We start from the raw sequence: 18,047 nt of genomic DNA on the forward strand, positions 1-18,047 counted from the left end.
TAATATTTTTACCTATAAAAAAGAAAAATCTATAAGATTCCCTATGGAATTCTTATAGATTTTTTAATAGAAACTCCCAAAGGAATTTCCACCTTAATCGTTCATTCTAAACTATTCATTATTAATCTAATTATCCCTATACATTCATTCCCTTTAAATCCTGATAAAGCTGAGCTGCATAGGAGTCTGTCATTCCACAGATGAAGTCCGTTACTAATAAAATTCTTGAATATTCCTCACTGCATTCTTGCTGCTCTAAATTATTTTCACAGACAAAACGATAGTTTTTAGAAATCAAAGAATATAACTTTCCATCATAGCCTTTAAATGGCTTAACTTCTTTATTCAGTGCTGCAGGTATAAAGATATCTAACAATCTGTGAATAATGTTATAACCCACTATTTCATTTGAAACTACCCTTTCATTGGTGTACACATACTCTTTCGATATTCTTCTTAAAAATAAAGAAATATTATTAGCCTTAGAGTTTCCTATTATATCCCCCTCATAAGAGCCATTCATAATATCTTCATAAGAAGAAATAAACTCCTCAATTACAGCTTCCTTTAGGTAGTTATTGAGCTTTATAATAAAGGATTTTAAAGCATATTCCCCTGGATCTTCATATCCATACTCTTCCTTAGCTATCTCATAATTCTTTGATAAATAGAATGATAGGCTTTCCTCTAAGGTTTTCTCCTCATATCCTTCTTCCTTTATAAAGGCTTCATATCTTTTTTTAAATATATCATGGGATATTATCCTTTTATTAAAAGCATCCTCTAAATCACCTAAAAGATAGGCTATATCGTCTGCTGCTTCTAAAATATAAACTAACGGATTTCTACTCCGAGAAATATTTGTGTTTTCTGCAATATCCTGAAACACCTTATTTTCTGATTTAAAGTATCCAATTTTCTTTAAACCGCTTTCCTCCAGCTCCACAGAGGATATGGGATATTTAATAACCGAACTTAAAACTCCAGTGGTTAAGTTCATACCAAACCTATCTATTACAAAATGAAGCTTGGTTAATATCCTGAGCCCTTGAGCATTTCCTTCAAAGTTTAATAAATCTAAGCCCTCTTGTTTATCTAATTGAAACTCATATTTATCATCTTCAAAGGTAAAAGATCCATCTTGGTTTCTTTTAAGCTTATCTTCAAACCACTCTCTTATTGCTACCTCACCAAAATGACCAAATGGTGGATTTCCAAGATCGTGAATCAACCCTGCACAAGCTAATATATTGCTCATATCCTCCACCATATGCATTGTCAAGCTATCATCTTTATCTTTAGCTATATCAATAAGTTTACAGCCGATGCTTTTTCCAAGGGATTTTCCAATGGAGGATACCTCCAAAGAATGGGTTAGCCTTGTTCGAACAAAATCTAATTTCTCTAAAGGAAATACCTGTGCTTTATCCTGAAGCCTCCTAAAGGAAGCACTAAATAAAATCCTATCATAATCATTTTCAAATTCATTCCTGCAATCTACAGCTCTTTTTGAGCCCTTATATTCTCTAATACGATTCTTATTTAAAATCTGTTCCCATGTGAATCTTGCCATTATTAAACCTCTCTTTTTAACATCATATCCTTATTCTTCACATGGGTATTTTTCTTATTCAATATTATGCTAAAATAGAGAAACTATTTTCTTCTTTTTTCTGTTGCATCCACAACTTTTGCAACAACTGCGGCACCTGTAACATTGGTTGCCGTTCTCATCATATCGATAACTGAATCAACAGCAATAATCATTGCCATACCTTCAACTGGCAGTCCAAGAGTAGATAAAATAACAGTGGTTGACATTGTTGCAGCTCCTGGCACTCCTGCTATTCCTAAAGATGAAACCATAGTTGTTAAAACTATTAAACCATAGTGATATAACGATAAATCGGTATTAAACATATTCGCAACGAAAATTGCCACTATAGCTGGATATAATCCTCCGCAAGCATTCATTCCAACAGTTGCTCCAATCGGTGCAACAAATCCAGCAACCTCCTCTGAAACCTCAGCTCCATCCACAAGACTTTCAATGGTCACAGGTAATGTTCCATAGCTGCTTTGACTTGTAAATGCAACAACTTGAGCTGGGAAAATGGCCTTAAAGAATTTTAGTGGATTTACCTTTGCAACAAAAGCAAGTAGTGGTGTATGAACTAATAACATCTGTAAGATACATGTAAGATATACAGCTATTATAACAATAGATAATGAACCTAAGGTATTAACTCCGTTCTGGCTTGCTGCCGTTGCAATTAAAGCAAATACTCCGTAAGGCATTAACTTTAAGATCCATCTAGTAATCTCTTGAACAATTTCACTTGCTCCTAATAAAAATCCTTTAAAATATTTAACCTTCTCTGGTTCTCTGTTATCTAAAATAACTAAAGCTATGGCAATAAATACTGAAAATATAACAACTGGAATTATTTTTCCTTCCACCACTGCTCCTGCTGGATTGGCTGGTAGCATGTCCAATAAAACCTGTGAAAAGGCAGGTATCTCTTTAGCTGTGAAATCTATAGCACCATTAAAAGTTAACCCTGCTCCTAAATTAAATAGATTTGCAACAACAATTCCAAGTAAAGCTGCAATTCCTGTTGTTCCTAAAAGCAACCCAACGGTCTTAATACCTATATTTTTCAAGGTATTTAAATCCTTTAGTCTGGCACTGCTTGTGGTTATTGCTAATATTACTAAAGGCATAACAATCATCTTAACTAAAGACATATAGCCCTTACCTACTGTGCTTAAGAAGCTGCTATTCTCCTTAAAAATACTTCCTATTGCTAATCCCAATGCTAAAGCTGATAAGGATGCTAGAGAAAGCTTTCCCGTCTTTTTCTTCACCTTATAAATTATAAAAGCTGCTGAAATTGATAAAACTATTGCTAAAATTATTTGTATATTCATCTTTTTCCTCCTATGTTTAATAAATTATTTTATCTATGTTAATTGCCGGCCAACAATATTTTTAAACACAAAAAACCTCCTGCCACTGTAAAAATACAGAGGCAGAAGGTATATATCTTCCACGGTTCCACTCTGATTAAGCATAAAATGCTCATCTCAATTCTAGTACTTACATACCATATCTCTATAATGGGAGAACCCATAAAAACCTACTTCATTTCGGCTTTTCAGCTCAAAGGCGCACTTCACTAAAATTCATCATAGGTTATTCCACCAATCTAACCTTCTCTGTGATAACTCCTAATAGTTACTTTACCTTATCAATGCTTTATCTTAAGTAAATGCCCAAATCTTTAATTTAGTTATTCGACCTTACTTTTCAAGTATTCCTTTCAATGAATATTAAAAGGAATTTCATTTGATTTTCTTTGATGTTTTTGATTTTAATACATTTTTTTTAAAACGTCAACAGTTTTATTAATAGTAATTATTTACTAACATTGAAATCTACTCTACTTATATCTATATTTTCTTCAAAAAGCTTTGCCAGTTCATCATACTGACTCATTTTATACTTTCTATAATCAAGGACTTCACTTTCTACAACTGCCTGGCCTTTATGCTTTCTTAGGGCGTTTATAAAGTCTTTTGCAAATTCACCTTCATCAAATACTCCATGAAGATAGGTTCCAAATACATTTCCCTCTTTATTGCACACTCCTAAATCTTCTCCTTCAGAGCTGATTATAAAATCTTCAGCGCCTTCAAGAACTTCAGTTACGCCATTATGAATCTCATATCCAGTAACCTTAATTCCTGAGCAATCTTTGATAATATCACTGTTGCACTCTATCCTTCCTTGAGTTTGGCAGGTTCTTTTTACGTCATTAAAGATAGTTTTTATCCTTAAAAGCCCAAGTCCCTTTTCAATAGTTGGCTCACCTTCAACTCCTTGTGAGTCATCAACCAGTTCTCCAAGAATTTGATACCCACCACAGATTCCAAAGATGATGGTGCCGCTTTTTTGAAGCTCCAATACTTTATCATAAAATCCCATTTCTTTAATTGCCTTAAGATCATAAATAGTATTTTTACTTCCTGGTATTATTAACAAGTCTGGATTTTGAAGCTCTGAAGAATCAGATACATATCTCACTGATACGTCCTTCATAATTTCAAGTGCATTAAAATCAGTAAAATTAGACATATGTGGAAGCCTTACAATCGCAATGTCAAAGCCCTCAGCCTTTGATTTTTCTTTTATTCTTTCAGTAACACTGTCTTCATCCTCTATATCAAGATTAAAGTAAGGCAGCACACCTAAGACCGGCACCTTAATTATGTCTTCAAGCTGCTTCATTGCATCTTCAAAGAATTCAGCTTTTCCTCTAAATTTATTGATGATTACACCTTTAACTAAAGCTCTTTCCTCTTCTGTTAAAAGCATTAAAGTTCCTACCACAGAAGCAAAAACTCCACCTCTATCAATATCTGCCACCAAAATTACATCTGCCCCAGCAGCCTTCGCCATGGACATATTTGCAATGTCAGTTTCTCTAAGATTAATCTCTGCACAGCTTCCCGAACCTTCAAGAACCATAACCTCATAATCCTTAGAAAGGTCTTCAAAGGTGTTCTTTACGATCTTTTTCAGTTCTTTATTTAACTCCTTATACTTATAAGCATCCATGGTGCAATGCACCCTGCCGTTGACAATAACCTGAGTTTTATTATTGCCGCCTGGCTTTAAAAGCACTGGATTCATTTCAGCTAAGGGTTTAATTTCACATGCCTCAGCTTGTACCACCTGTGATCTTCCCATTTCAAGGCCATCTTCTGTTACAAAGGAGTTTAAAGAAATATTCATAGCTTTAAAGGGTGCAACCTTAAAACCTTTTTTTCTATAATATCTGCAGATTGCTGTGGCAACGGTGCTCTTTCCAACGGAAGATGCCGTTCCCAGTACCATAATCTTCTTCATACTACTTACCTCTTATATCTAAATAGCCGTGGGTTTCCGTTTTTACAATCCCTGCGGCTTCAAAATCTATTGGATTTTTAAATAGCGGTCCATCATAAACAAAGCTATGATATTCACCATTTTCACCACAAGCATCTGAACCTGTAGCCTTAATATCATGAACCACTTCTCTTGTTAAAGTTTTTCCTAGAAACTCTTCACCAAGCCACTGTAAGTTAACATTCTTAATAACAGTTTTAAATCCTGAGTCTATAAACTCATAAACTAAGTCTTCTCTTCCTTCCTGCCATAAAGGGAACACTGCCTCAATACCAGCTTCCTCACATCTATCTGTGCACCACTCTCTATGGCCTTCTAAATCTATATCTCCATAAACGCAGCTGTCTATGCCTAGATTTTCCTTTGCTCTAATTAAGGCTTCCTTAAATGTTACTTCATAGTCTGTACCACTAGATTCAACTATCATCAGTGGAATATCTAATGCCTTTGATACTTCATCTAAAAGCTCATTTGGAACTCCATGAAACCAAGACCTGCCTGCCTTTTTATCCACCGTAACTAACAAAGCACTAGGTTTATGACCCTGCTGTATCATTCTATATAAAGCTAATGTACTATCCTTGCCACAGCTATAGGACATTATAAACTTTTTCCCCATATTATTACCTCCATTTTTCAAGAGTCTCCACCATGAAGCCTTTTACATCTATTCCATAGACAGCTTCTAGCTTTTCATCTCTGAAAACCACAGATGGAGGACCGTCACTTACAATCTTACCTGCATCGATAATTACAACTTCTTCACCAAAAGCTTGAACTAAGTTTAAATCATGAAGCACTGCCACTACAATTTTATCATTTTCTTTTGTCCATTTGTTTAAGTACTCCAGAATCTCAATTTGACATTTCAAATCTAAATGATTTGTAGGTTCATCTAACAAAATTACTTCTGGATCCTGAGCAAAGGCTCTCGCTAAAAATACTCTTTGCAGCTGTCCGCCTGACAGTTCGCTGATTAGTTTATCTTTTATGTCCAAAACTCCTGCATTTTCTAAGCTTTTTTCGATAATCTCATAATCTTCTTTTCCTAATTGCGCAAATACTCCCTTAAGATGGGCATACCTTCCTAAAGCAACTGTTTCATATACAGTGTAAGGAAAATGAATTGCACTTGATTGAGACATTAAAGCAACCTTTTTTGCCAATTCTTTTCTATTTAATTTTTTAACTTCCTTGGAATCTAAGGTTATGCTTCCTCTGTAATCCAAAAGGTTTGCTATGGACTTTAAAAGTGTACTTTTTCCACATCCATTTGGACCTACTATACAAAGATTTTTCCCCCTGGTAACTTTAAATTCAACACCTTTAACCACGTCAACTCCATCGTAACCACAGCACAAATCTTTAACCTCTAACATATGTCTCACCTACTTTGATTTCTTAAAATATATATATGCAAAGAATGGACCTCCAATAAGAGCTGTTACTGCTCCAACTGGTAATTCTGAAGGTACCACTATGGTTCTTGCAATTAAATCTGTGATTATCATCATGCAGCCACCAAGAACCACTGACATTGGAACTACATAGGAATGCTTTGAACCAAATATCTTTCTAACCACATGCGGTGCAATTAAATCAATAAATCCAATAGTTCCACTTAAAGCAACGGAACTTCCTGTTAATATTGCAACAAAAATAAATAAGCTTCTTTTAACCTTAACAGTGTCGACACCTATAGCTTTTGCTTGTTCTTCTCCAAAGGTCAAAACATCCATTTCCTTAAGATAAATAAAAAGCCCTAAAAGTCCTATTATAAAAAATGGTACTCCAGCCTTAACATAAGTCCAGCCTCTCATTGAGAATGAACCCATAGACCACATGGTTATACTTTCAATTTTATCCGTCATAAGTGCTGATAATGTAGTTAATGCAGCACTAAAAAATAATGAAATAACCATACCACTTAAAATTATTGTAGTATTTGACATGCTCCTGTCTACTTTTTCAGAAAACTTAAGAACTATTGCCATTGTCACTAAACTGAAAATAAACCCAACCACAGGCATTGTTAAGTTTCCTAAAAGAGGAATTGATATTCCTGAAACTATAACAAGACCAACTCCTAAAGATGCTCCTGAAGATAAACCAAGGGTAAAGGGTGAAGCCAACTGATTCTTTAATACTGACTGAACCACAGCACCACTTGCTGCCAGTGAACCTCCTACAATAAAGGCAAGAAGTACTCTTGGTAATCTTAAATTCCAAATGATTGCAACCTGTTGTGAATCAATTCCTTCTGCTAATGGGACTCTTAAAATCTTATGGGCTAATATTGAAAAAACATCAAATATGCCAATATTGGAACTTCCAATGGAAGTTCCAATACAGATTATTAATAAAACCAGTGGAATTGATAAGAGTGCTAAAGTTCTATTCCTGGATGTCTTTATATTCATTTGGGTATAAAGCCTTAGCCATTTCTTTTAATGCCTTAATTATATTTTGAGAACCTCTTGCTGAAGCATTTTTATCTATCTGATAAATATCTCCATTTTTAACTGCAGTGATTGTGTCCCATCCATCACGGCTTTTAATGTCTTCAATTGCAGTTTTTCCTGCTGGTGTTAAGTTAGGATCGTTTGATAATATCACATCTGGATTTGCAGCTAAAACAGACTCTGGAGTTGCTGTAATCCAAGATTCTTCCTTACCAAATATGTTTTCTCCACCAACAACCTCAATCATTTCATTTAAGAAAGTATTATTTCCAAAAGTATAAAGTCCACCACCTGAACCAATTTCAAAGTAAACCTTTTTCTTATTTTCAATTTTACTTCCTATTTCCTTAATAGCATCAACTTCTTTTTTCATTGTTTCCACTATCTCTTTACCCTTTTTCTCTGTTCCTGTTACTTCTGCCATAAATTCAATATCTTCATAAATTCCATCTATACTTGAGCTACTTGGAATATAAACAACAGTGATTCCAGCTTCCTTTAAAAGAGCAAACGGATCTTCATCTCCTGCCTTATTATGACCTGAAGCTATTATTATATCTGGATCTAAACCTATTAAAGTTTCCGCATCTGGGTTCCTAAAGTCTATTTGTGGTAAATCCTTATCGATTCCTTCCACGTCAGATGAATATTTATCTATTGCGACAAGCTTATCAGCCAAGCCAAGTCCAACTAAAACTTCAGTATTAGATGGTGCTGTTGATACAATGGTTTTAATGTCTTTAGGTATCTCAAATTCATTTCCTTCCCTGTCCTTCATTACAGTTGGTTCCTTTGAACACCCTGTCATAACCATCAATGCCATTACTGCACCTGCAACTAATGATAATAATTTTTTTGATTTTCTCATGTCTTCTTCCTCCTAAATGATAAATATCTGGGGCTAGTCTTACGCACTCTTGCATAAGGACATAAAAAAGACACCTTGAAGGTGTCCACAATACATAATAATTAATTCAAACAACTCACAAATTATACACAATTCATACAATTTAACAACTTGTTCTCTTAAATCAATTTGTATTTACTATCTCACCCTCAGAAGATAATAAGCTTCATAATATAAATGGCAGGTCTCCCGGCTCTACATCATTCTACTTTCCATGCCTTCCCGCAAAATCTGCAGTGGCTTTATCAGGATTTCGTCTGTATTACGGTTACTGGGGTAGCTTAGGCTCAACCTAATTCCCTATTAAGTTACAAACACCAATCATATTGAATTTTCAACTTAAATTATATTCTTTACTTGTTTATTTGTCAAATGAAACAGTTTTCATTACAGAAATTAACTTCTCATTTTCCTTTGCTGTTCTAACAGCTACTCTATAAAAATTCTCACTTAGTCCTTCATAATTTCCACAGCTTCTTATGAGAATTCCTTTTTGAAGCAATGTTTCCTTTAAATTTATATTCTTTAATGTCTTAAACATGATAAAATTCACGGATGGTTTAAAAACTTTTATAAAATCAAGTTTATTTAGCTCCTTATACAACCAATTTTTTTGCTCCTCAACATATTTAATAGTTTTATTTATATATTCCTTTTCTTTCACTCCAGTGCATACACCTTCTGCAGCAACAATATTAACAGCCCAAGGAATCGAAACCTTGTTAATACTTTCTATGATAGCTTCATTACTGCTGATACCATAACCAATTCTTATTCCAGGCATTGCAAAGAATTTAGTTAAGGACTTAACTATAATTAAATTATTATAGTTCTTAATTAATTCAATTGAAGAATATTTAAATTTCTCTTCAACAAAATCTAAAAAAGACTCATCTAAAACAACCTTAGTTCCAAACTTTTCAGCCTTTTTAAGTACCTTTTCAACAAACTTTTTTTCTGTAAGAACTCCTGTTGGATTATTAGGATTACATATAAATATTAAATCAATCTCTTCATCAATGTCTTTTATAAAATTATCATCAATTCGAAATTCATTTTCCTCCTTCAAGGAATAATATTTAACTTCTCCATCTATACTCCTCACAGCTTCTTCATATTCTGAAAAAGTCGGCGCTGGAAGTAATACCTTTTTAGGTTTTAAAGCTCTTACTATATTAAATATAACCTCAGCAGCTCCATTACCAATAAATATATTGAGCAAATCAATCCCTTCGTAACTGCATATAGTATGCTTCAAATTATAATAAGTTATGTCTGGATATCTTTCAACTAAATTCAATGCTGAAATCATGCTGTCCTTTACTTTTTTATTTAAGCCTAAAGGATTAATATTAGCTGAAAAATCAATGATATCCTTATGGTTTATATTATATTTCCTTCCTATTTCCTCGACATTTCCACCATGTACTGCCATATTCTTCACCTCCCTATAGTTAACTTTTCCTTTTTAACTTTTCATTTAATATGGCTAATTATATAAACATATAAATCAACTTATTGATAAGTAATGCCACAAGCCACCCCATAGTTGAAGCCACATATAGCAATTTATTAGCTTCATTCACCTTATTAACAGTTATATCTTCCAAATTATCTCCTATAGTTGGCTTTTCAACTAACTTTCCAAAATAGTAATTTGCGCCACCAAGTCTTACTCCTAAAGCTCCTGCAAACGCTGCCTCTGGATGTGCACTATTGGGGCTGCTATGATTAAATTTATCCCTATTATAAATTCTTAGAGACCTTTCTCCATTGAAACCTAAAAGATATGCTGCAGCAACTGTAAGATATCCTGCCAGTCTTGCTGGTATAAAATTGAAAACATCATCTATCTTTGCTGGAAAAAATCCAAAGTCCATATACTCATCATTTTTATAACCAAACATGGAATCCATTGTATTTACTGCTTTATATGCAAAAGCTAAAGGTGCTCCACCAATCCCTGCATATAATAACGGTGCTATTACTCCATCTGCCATATTCTCAGCAATGGTTTCTATAACAGCTCTTAAAATTGCTTCTTTATCTAAATTCATAGTATCTCGTCCCACAATATAAGATAACTGTTTTCTTGCTCCCTCTATGTCATCCTTTAAAACAAAAGATACTACCTTAAGCCCCTCAACCTTCAACGCTTTAGTCGAAATACAGAAATATATCATTACTCCAGCAGCGATTGTTGCCAAACTCCAGCTAAAATATCCAATAACCCATAATATAATGCTACTTAGAATATACACACTAAATACAGCAACAAGCCAAGTTACTAACCCTGCAATCTTTAAATTGTTTTTAAACCTACTTCTAAAAAAACTTTCTAGCTTCTTACATAAAGCTCCAATAAATCTTATTGGATGATACGGATTTTGAGGATCTCCAATTATCAAATCCAATATGAAACCAATAGTAATTTCCTTCACTTTCACACCTTCTTTTCTAGTTATTTCTTAAGTACTGTCGGTATTCCACAGAAAACTCTATAAACCTTTTCTGCTTCTTTGCTTAACCTTTGAAGACACTTTCCTGTATCCTCTCTCCAAACTCTTTCCTCTTTTTTTAGTGGAACTATTCCACTTGAAATTTCATCACAAATAATTATCTTATCCTTAAGTAATTCTAAGTTTTCCTCTATAACCTCTAAAGAATTTTTTCCATGAAGTGAATTTTCATAAGTAAATTTATGAAGCCCTGATATAACCTTTTTTGAGAAGTCTATATTACCATCCTGACAATAAAAAATATCCCCATTATCTACTCCATAGTTTTCTTTTACAAATTCCAGCTTTCCGCTATAAGCACCACCAATAACTAATATCATACCATTTCACCGCCCTTAAATTAATGCTAATATTAATATTCCAACAGTCTCTGCCATAACAAGACCAAAGCCAGCTGTATCTCCTGAAATTCCATCAAACTCTCTACAGCAGTTATCCACCAATAATAATGCAGTAACAATCATTACAGAAACCATTATCCCAGCGTTTACATTTATAAATACTATAGCTGTAAAAGTTGCAACAATTAACGCCATCATAAGTAAAGCTCTGTCTACAACCCCTGTACCCTGTTTAAAAAATGCTCCTAAAGAGCTTCCCTTCATTGCTTCCTTTGATAATAAAAGATATCCAATAAGACTTCTTGAAATTATAGGAATAAATATAAACCCTAGAGGATTAGTGTTAATATCCACAATGGTATACACTGCAGCAAAATTTACTGTAAAAAGCATAGCAAGAGCAATTACTGCAAAAGCACCAGTGTGAGAATCCTTTAGTATTCTTAACTTTTCCTCCTTACTTCTTCTAGAAAGAAGAGCATCACAAACATCCATAAAACCATCAAGATGAAGCATACCCGTTAGTATAAATGGTACAATCATTATTATCGCTGCTGTTATCATGGTGGAAGCTCCTAAAAGTTGTAATACTTTATAAACTCCATACCATATAAATCCAACAATTAATCCCACCACAGGATAAAACTTCATAATGTGCTTTCCACCTTCATCATCCCAAATGTTATGAGGCAGTGGAATAATAGTAAACATACTTACCGCCATTAAAAATCCTTTAAAATACTTCTTCATAATATCTCCTTTAAGTTAACATCCAAATTTTACATTTGGTTAATGGAATTTACTCATTCGAATGAATATGAGAATGAGTTTCCTTTAACAACTCTTGTCCCTTATGACAAATCACATTACCATAGGAACACTCAATTACAACATCAGAAAGTTCAGACAATCGCCTATTCACTGTGCCAAGCTCTCTTCTAAAAGCTTCAGTATAAGAGTCATACATTATTCCATCACAAAATACATAATCAGAAACAATAACCATATTTCCAGCTCTTTCCCCAATATAGTTTACACCTTTAACTACTTCTTCTACAATTCTATCAAAGAAGTCATTTCCCCTAAACATAGAATTTGTAACAAGGGAGGTTATACTGTCTAAAAGCACTGCATCCTCTGGATTCATAACTTCAGAAACCTTCTTCATATTCAGCTCTTCTTCTATAGTTATAAATCCATAGCCTTCCCTATCCTTTAAATGATTTGCAATTCTGTTTAAATCCTCTTTATCATAAGGCTTCATAGTTGCTAAATAATAAAGCTTTCCTCTCTTATCTTCAAGAGCCTTTGCAATATCCTGTCCTAGCATTGACTTGCCACTTTTGGAGCCTCCTATAACTAACACCTTCATCCTATTCCTTCACCTCCTTCAAACTTCTCCAACTCTATCTTATATCTTCCTTAAATAATAATCAATTTGAAATGAAACCTTTTTCTGCTATAATCAACATTGAACTGTAGATTAAACTCGTAATTGTATTAATTAAAACTAACTAAAATCAAAAATCTAATTAAGAATGCCTGAATGTAGAATTTCTTAATTCTTAATTAAAAAAGGGTGAATTAAATGAACTTATCTCCTAAGGATTTTCTAAAACACAATTTAAACTGGGATCTATCAGCTTTACAGTTCATTGAAAAAGCTGGCGGTCTTAGCAGTGACAACTATAAGATTATTTATAATAACAAAATTTATTTTTTAAGATTATGTCCTCATACCTACCTTCATACCAATAGAGGTCTGGAGCTTATGGTTATAGATAAGGCTTCTACACTAGGCTTATGCGATAAACCTTGTTATTATGAGGTTAAAACTGGTCACATGGTTAGCCCTTGGATTAATGGTAATATGCCAAGCGAAGAGGATTTTCAGACCTTGGAGTTTATTGATCTTGTAACTGAAAGATTAAAAAAGCTTCATACTTTAACCTGTGATGAGGAGTTTCAGCTTTATGACCATATACAAAGTCGAATAAAACTGTGTATGGATTATAAAATTCAACTTCCTGATTCTATCAATACAATTTTAAATACCCTAGAGAAATTAGAAATTAAATTAAACAAAAATAAGCACTTAGGTCTTTGTCACAATGATTTAAATGCTTCAAATATGATTTTGCATAATAATAACCTTTACTTTGTGGATTATGAATATGCTGCCATGGGCGATGTATTCTTTGACCTTGCCACAGTTGGCTGGTTTATGAATACTGCTTGTAGAAAATATCTGCTAAAAAGCTACTTTGGACATTATACGGATGCGTACTACGAAAAACTCCTAGATTATCTTTATATTGTTAAGCTTTATAATGCCACCTGGTCCCTTTTAAAATCAAAGGATTCCACTAGTGAATATGATTATTTCAAAGGTGCAAATATGATTTTCGAGGATTTGCTGAACTTTGAAAGCATAAGAAAATAGCATGTAACTTCTAAGATAAGTTACATGCTAATTTTATGTTATTTAATATTTATGTCATTATTCTCATGACGATGTATAACTCTTCTAGGTTTCTTAATCAATGGAATTAGCATTAAAGCTCCAATTCCTAAAGAAGCTGCAAAAAATAATGTAAAGTTTACATCCTTCCATTCTGTAAGGACCCCGCTTAAATACGGTATTAAAAGAGATGCTCCCCCAGTATATATGCTCATTGCCACCAACTGTCCTGTTGACTTGCATGCATCACTAGTTAATTCATCAATCATTACCTTTGATGCAATTATTAAGCATGGATTTGTTAACACTTGTAATCCAATTAACCACAAAAGCCCTGATACAGTCGTAGCAAATCCAAATAATACAAATTGAATAGTATATGCAATAGCTGAAACTATGAGTAATGCCTTTGCCTTATACTTACTTAGAATCATTGGCCCTGCTAAGAAAAGTGGTAATTCCACCAATCCCTTTATAGTTGCTGTTATTCCAACCTCTTTGCTCGTCCCACCTAGTATCATTATTTTATCTATGAGGGTATAGTTATTAAACATTTGAATACAGCTAAGTAAAAATAGAACTACTATAACTAAAATATATGCTTTGTTGGTAAGTAGCTCCTTAACATCAGCTTTTGTAATACTCTGTGTTGTTGGGTCATTGCTTTTAGATGCATCTCCGAGAAGTAAACATCCCCCCAATGTGATTACTGTAAAGAATAAAACTGTAACGCTTAAGGATTTGTAGCCAAAGGAATTAATCAAATAACCTAGTGTTATTCCACCGATAGCCCATCCAAAAGAACCAAAAGCTCTGATAACACTATATAAATTTCGCGTTCTTTCATCTGTTTCAAGAACCCAGTTATCCTGTACACCCATACCAAGGTTGGAAAAACCTCCACATAGAGCTACCAAAATTAAATGTAAAATAAATTGCCTTGAGTCTACTGTGTAAAATAGCCAGCTAGCCGCAGCAAAAACTATCATTATTACAATAAATAGTTTCTTTACCGTTTTATATTTATCTGATAGATATCCAAATATAAGCTGAACAATAATAGTTACAATTGCTATGGATGAGATTAAAATTCCTCTCTCAACTGGTGAATATCCAATACTGGTCAAGTATGGAACTATCTGCACCGTACCAAAAGCAAATGCTAAATAAGTTATTATATATACCCAAATAAAAGTAGTAACGGTTCTTTTCTTGTTTTGTTTCTCTTGTGTCATTTTTTCTCCTCTTCATTCTGCCCTTACATTATTCTATTATATAATTCTTATCTCATCACCTGGCTTTATCCAGCCTTCTTCAACTACTTTTGTAAATATTCCTTCTCTTGGCATAACACAATCGCCAGTCGTCTTCATTACGGTACATCCCTTATGGCACTCTTTTCCTATTTGAGTCACTTCTAAGACAGCCTGTCCAATCGAAAGTCTTGTTCCAACTGGCAACTCATATAAGATAATCCCCTCTGTCGTAATATTTTCAGCAAATATTCCTGGTGTTAATTCTATTATAGCTTTTTCACGAATTTTATCTACACTTTCAATACCTAATAAACTTACTTGTCTATGCCAGCTTCCTCCATGTGCGTCACCTTCAAGGCCAAAGTCCACCTTCAGAAACCCTTTTTCTATGGGTGTTTTTACAACCCCCTTAACTTCACTTAAATTAATTCCTAAAACTTTTGCCATAATCATTCCACCTTATTTTAAGTTTACTAACACTTATTTTCTTCAAAGTTAAACTCTCCAGACTTTCCGCCAATTTTCCTAAGAAGTCTAATGTCTGATATGGTCATAGTTTTATCTATTGCTTTACACATATCATAAATGGTTAAAGCTGCCACAGTCACAGCTGTTAAAGCTTCCATCTCAATTCCAGTTTCTCCAACGACTTTAGCTGTAGCTGTTATATCAATTTTATTTTTTTCATAATCCATTTGAAAGGTTATATCGCAACCTGTCATAAAAATAGGATGACACATTGGAATTATATCTGCTGTTTTTTTTGCCCCCATAATTCCCCCAACTTGGGCTACTGACAATACATCACCTTTATGTATGTCTCCCCTTTCAATTCTTTCAAGAATATTTCTCTTCATATAAATAGACGCACAGGCAACAGCTTCGCGCTTAGTTTTCTTTTTTTCACTAACATCTACCATTCGAGCTCTTCCTTGTGGATTTATATGAGTCAGCTGCTCCTCTGTCTGCTTATTAATATCAATATACTCATTGGATACTTCTATGTTTACTTCATTGGTAATATTGTTAACTTCCTTCTCTTGAAGATTATTATAATCAGACACCTTATCCTCCAATCTGAAACATGGCCCTATGACTTTTACTTCTGCCATCTTCCACCAATGTGTGCTCTGCCGGTTTGTTATATATAATTTTTTCTATTTTAAGCTTTAATATCTGGTGAGAATTAAAGTATTCTTCCCTTCCTTGAGCCTTAACAGCTTGTCTTGCATATTCCAATATATCATATTCTTCCTCACTATGAAGACAAGGCTTAATTTTACCCTCACTGGTCAACCTTACTCTATTGCATTCATTGCAGAACTTGCAACTAAGAGGTGTAATAAACCCAATTCTTCCCTTGCCATCTTTAACTTTAAAAAGTTCTGCAGTTGAAGCCTTTTGGTGTCCAAGTCTTATTAACTCTGGATGTTCCTTTATTACATCATTAGCGCTAATAAAGTTATCCTTAAATAATTTTATTCCTGCACCTATAGGCATCAATTCGATAAATCTAACATCTACATCATAGCTTCGAGTCAAATTAATAAAATCACTCATCTCTGACATATTTATTTCCTTCATCATTACAACATTTAATTTAACTGGTGTTACGCCTAAATTCATTGCCTTGATAATACCATTCTTTACTTTAGAAAGACCTGTTTTTCCAGTAATTTGCTCATATTTATCTTCCTGTAAAGTATCCATGCTAACATTAATTCTGGTTATCCCTACTTCCTTTAAGGCTTCAATTTTTTCAGCTAAATTAATACCATTAGTAGTAATAGATATATCTTCAATTCCTTTAATTTTTGAAGTGCTCCTTATAATCTCTTCAATTCCTTCAACTATTAAAGGTTCACCTCCCGTAAATCTGATTTTATTTATACCAAGGTCAGCAAAGGCTTTTATTATTTCATTAATTTCTTCAAGTTCCATTTTCATTGTAACCTTCTCATTACAAATACCCTTTGGCATACAATATTCACAATTCAAATTACACTTATCCGTAAGAGAAATTCTTAAATAATCAATTTTGCGACCTTGAATATCTTCCATCTCATCATCCTTTTCTATAAATAAAATCAAGGTTTATTCAATCTAGCGAGAAAACACAACTTTCCTGCTAACATTTTCAGTCCAGTATGCTAATTTAATAGAGAACTCCTTAAAAGCAGTTTAGCAAGAAGTCCTCTATTAATTAAGTTTCGATAGCAAAAATATACTTTTGATTTAAGCCTTTAAAACTATTTTCTGGCACATTCAAAAGCATCTCCTGTTAAAATATCAATTCCATGTTTAAGTGTTGGTAAAACACACTCTAGATTTTCCTTTGCACCCTTTGGACTTCCTGGAAGATTAACTATAAGCGAGTTTTTTCTAATTCCACATATACCTCTGGATAAAATTGATCTTTCAGTCTTTTGTAAATTTTTCATTCTCATTATTTCCCCAATTCCTGGAACGTACTTATCGATAACCTTGAAGGTCACTTCTGGAGTTATGTCTCTTTTTGCAAAGCCTGTACCACCATTGGTAACTATAAGGGGAAACTGAAGCACATCGCTTATATACTTAAGCTCAACTTCAATATGATCTTCTTCATCTGGAATTACTGTGTAGTATTTAATCTCATACCCATTTTCCTCCAGATAACTTCTCAACATCTGTCCGGTCTCATCAATTCTTTGACCTTTCGACCCCTTGTCACTCACTGTTATGATCGCTGCCTTTACCATAAATACACCACCTAAAATTATTATGTTTAATTTTTAATTTTAAATTGTTATATATGTTATAGGAATCTCCTTTTCATATACATTCAAAGGAGTACTTGAAAAATAAGTTCGAGTACTTAAATCAGAGATACACTCTGTGAAAGTTTTTCTTACCAAATAATAAATTTGGAGCATAACTTTTAGACTCTCCCTTAACTTCACATTAACCAAATCAAAGACTTGGAATGTCACTTTTAGCTTATCATTTAAGTCTCATGTAAATTATACCATATATTATTTATATTTTGTTTAAATGTATATTTTTTCTTGCAAATATCTTTCACTGAATTTTTACATATTTTTGAACATATTATTTATTTTCCCATCAAGATATAGTATTATTAATATATAGCTACTACATTTGTAGAAA

18 protein-coding genes, 1 riboswitch and 1 other annotated feature are annotated in these 18,047 nt (G+C 33.4%); of the genes, 1 reads left to right on the top strand and 17 read right to left on the bottom strand.

Annotated features, from left to right (window positions below):
* Window positions 1–136: 136 nt before the first annotated feature.
* The 12 genes from BN1075_RS04895 to BN1075_RS04950 form a co-directional block, all read right to left on the bottom strand.
* Window positions 137–1,573, bottom strand: a complete 1,437-nt coding sequence (locus BN1075_RS04895; protein WP_040191968.1) for a deoxyguanosinetriphosphate triphosphohydrolase — start codon at window positions 1,571–1,573, stop codon at window positions 137–139.
* 83 nt (window positions 1,574–1,656) lie between these two features.
* Window positions 1,657–2,931, bottom strand: a complete 1,275-nt coding sequence (locus BN1075_RS04900; protein WP_040191969.1) for a dicarboxylate/amino acid:cation symporter — start codon at window positions 2,929–2,931, stop codon at window positions 1,657–1,659.
* 94 nt (window positions 2,932–3,025) lie between these two features.
* Window positions 3,026–3,264: a binding site (T-box leader), on the bottom strand.
* Window positions 3,265–3,418: 154 nt separating this feature from the next.
* Window positions 3,419–4,912 carry a cobyric acid synthase gene (locus BN1075_RS04905; RefSeq protein WP_040191971.1) on the bottom strand — a complete coding sequence of 498 codons (1,494 nt, stop codon included), beginning with the start codon at window positions 4,910–4,912 and terminating at the stop codon, window positions 3,419–3,421.
* Between the two features lies 1 nt (window position 4,913).
* Window positions 4,914–5,570: a Dph6-related ATP pyrophosphatase gene (locus tag BN1075_RS04910; RefSeq protein ID WP_040191972.1), complete on the bottom strand. Its 657-nt coding sequence runs from the start codon at window positions 5,568–5,570 to the stop codon at window positions 4,914–4,916.
* A gap of 4 nt (window positions 5,571–5,574) precedes the next feature.
* Window positions 5,575–6,330: an ABC transporter ATP-binding protein gene (locus tag BN1075_RS04915; protein WP_040191973.1), complete on the bottom strand. Its 756-nt coding sequence runs from the start codon at window positions 6,328–6,330 to the stop codon at window positions 5,575–5,577.
* 9 nt (window positions 6,331–6,339) lie between these two features.
* Window positions 6,340–7,371, bottom strand: a complete 1,032-nt coding sequence (locus BN1075_RS04920) for a FecCD family ABC transporter permease (RefSeq protein WP_040191974.1) — start codon at window positions 7,369–7,371, stop codon at window positions 6,340–6,342.
* The gene (locus BN1075_RS04925) at window positions 7,346–8,281 is read right to left on the bottom strand and encodes an ABC transporter substrate-binding protein (protein WP_040191975.1); all 936 of its coding nucleotides are present in this window, start codon (window positions 8,279–8,281) and stop codon (window positions 7,346–7,348) included. Before BN1075_RS04925 ends, BN1075_RS04920 begins: the two co-directional genes overlap by 26 nt.
* A gap of 201 nt (window positions 8,282–8,482) precedes the next feature.
* Window positions 8,483–8,657, bottom strand: a riboswitch (cobalamin riboswitch).
* 24 nt (window positions 8,658–8,681) lie between these two features.
* The gene (gene cobD, locus BN1075_RS04930; RefSeq protein WP_040191976.1) at window positions 8,682–9,755 is read right to left on the bottom strand and encodes a threonine-phosphate decarboxylase CobD; all 1,074 of its coding nucleotides are present in this window, start codon (window positions 9,753–9,755) and stop codon (window positions 8,682–8,684) included.
* A 58-nt stretch (window positions 9,756–9,813) separates the two neighbouring features.
* Window positions 9,814–10,761 (bottom strand): adenosylcobinamide-phosphate synthase CbiB, encoded by a 948-nt coding sequence (gene cbiB, locus BN1075_RS04935; protein WP_040191977.1) that lies wholly within the window; start codon window positions 10,759–10,761, stop codon window positions 9,814–9,816.
* Window positions 10,762–10,781: 20 nt separating this feature from the next.
* Complete coding sequence (locus tag BN1075_RS04940; protein ID WP_040191978.1) at window positions 10,782–11,159, bottom strand: bifunctional adenosylcobinamide kinase/adenosylcobinamide-phosphate guanylyltransferase; 378 nt, start codon at window positions 11,157–11,159, stop codon at window positions 10,782–10,784.
* A gap of 15 nt (window positions 11,160–11,174) precedes the next feature.
* Entirely contained in the window at window positions 11,175–11,930 is a 756-nt protein-coding gene (locus BN1075_RS04945) for an adenosylcobinamide-GDP ribazoletransferase (protein ID WP_040191979.1), read from the bottom strand.
* 49 nt (window positions 11,931–11,979) lie between these two features.
* Complete coding sequence (locus BN1075_RS04950) at window positions 11,980–12,552, bottom strand: bifunctional adenosylcobinamide kinase/adenosylcobinamide-phosphate guanylyltransferase (protein WP_040191980.1); 573 nt, start codon at window positions 12,550–12,552, stop codon at window positions 11,980–11,982.
* Between the two features lie 216 nt (window positions 12,553–12,768).
* Between BN1075_RS04950 and BN1075_RS04955 the strand changes: the two genes are divergently transcribed.
* Complete coding sequence (locus BN1075_RS04955; protein WP_040191981.1) at window positions 12,769–13,623, top strand: choline kinase family protein; 855 nt, start codon at window positions 12,769–12,771, stop codon at window positions 13,621–13,623.
* Window positions 13,624–13,661: 38 nt separating this feature from the next.
* Here BN1075_RS04955 and BN1075_RS04960 read toward each other — a convergent pair whose 3' ends face one another.
* The 5 genes from BN1075_RS04960 to BN1075_RS04980 all read right to left on the bottom strand — a co-directional run bounded on the left by BN1075_RS04960 (window position 13,662) and on the right by BN1075_RS04980 (window position 17,638).
* Entirely contained in the window at window positions 13,662–14,876 is a 1,215-nt protein-coding gene (locus BN1075_RS04960) for an MFS transporter (RefSeq protein ID WP_052406393.1), read from the bottom strand.
* 36 nt (window positions 14,877–14,912) lie between these two features.
* Window positions 14,913–15,344, bottom strand: a complete 432-nt coding sequence (locus BN1075_RS04965) for an MOSC domain-containing protein (protein WP_040191982.1) — start codon at window positions 15,342–15,344, stop codon at window positions 14,913–14,915.
* A gap of 26 nt (window positions 15,345–15,370) precedes the next feature.
* Window positions 15,371–15,874: a cyclic pyranopterin monophosphate synthase MoaC gene (gene moaC / locus BN1075_RS04970; RefSeq protein ID WP_040192371.1), complete on the bottom strand. Its 504-nt coding sequence runs from the start codon at window positions 15,872–15,874 to the stop codon at window positions 15,371–15,373.
* Between the two features lie 88 nt (window positions 15,875–15,962).
* Window positions 15,963–16,958: a GTP 3',8-cyclase MoaA gene (gene moaA, locus BN1075_RS04975; RefSeq protein WP_040191983.1), complete on the bottom strand. Its 996-nt coding sequence runs from the start codon at window positions 16,956–16,958 to the stop codon at window positions 15,963–15,965.
* A 188-nt stretch (window positions 16,959–17,146) separates the two neighbouring features.
* Window positions 17,147–17,638, bottom strand: coding sequence for a MogA/MoaB family molybdenum cofactor biosynthesis protein (locus tag BN1075_RS04980; RefSeq protein WP_040191984.1), 492 nt, complete (start codon window positions 17,636–17,638; stop codon window positions 17,147–17,149).
* Window positions 17,639–18,047: the final 409 nt, after the last annotated feature.

This window comes from Clostridium culturomicium (assembly GCF_000821305.1).
GTDB lineage: Bacteria > Bacillota > Clostridia > Clostridiales > Clostridiaceae > Clostridium_J > Clostridium_J culturomicium.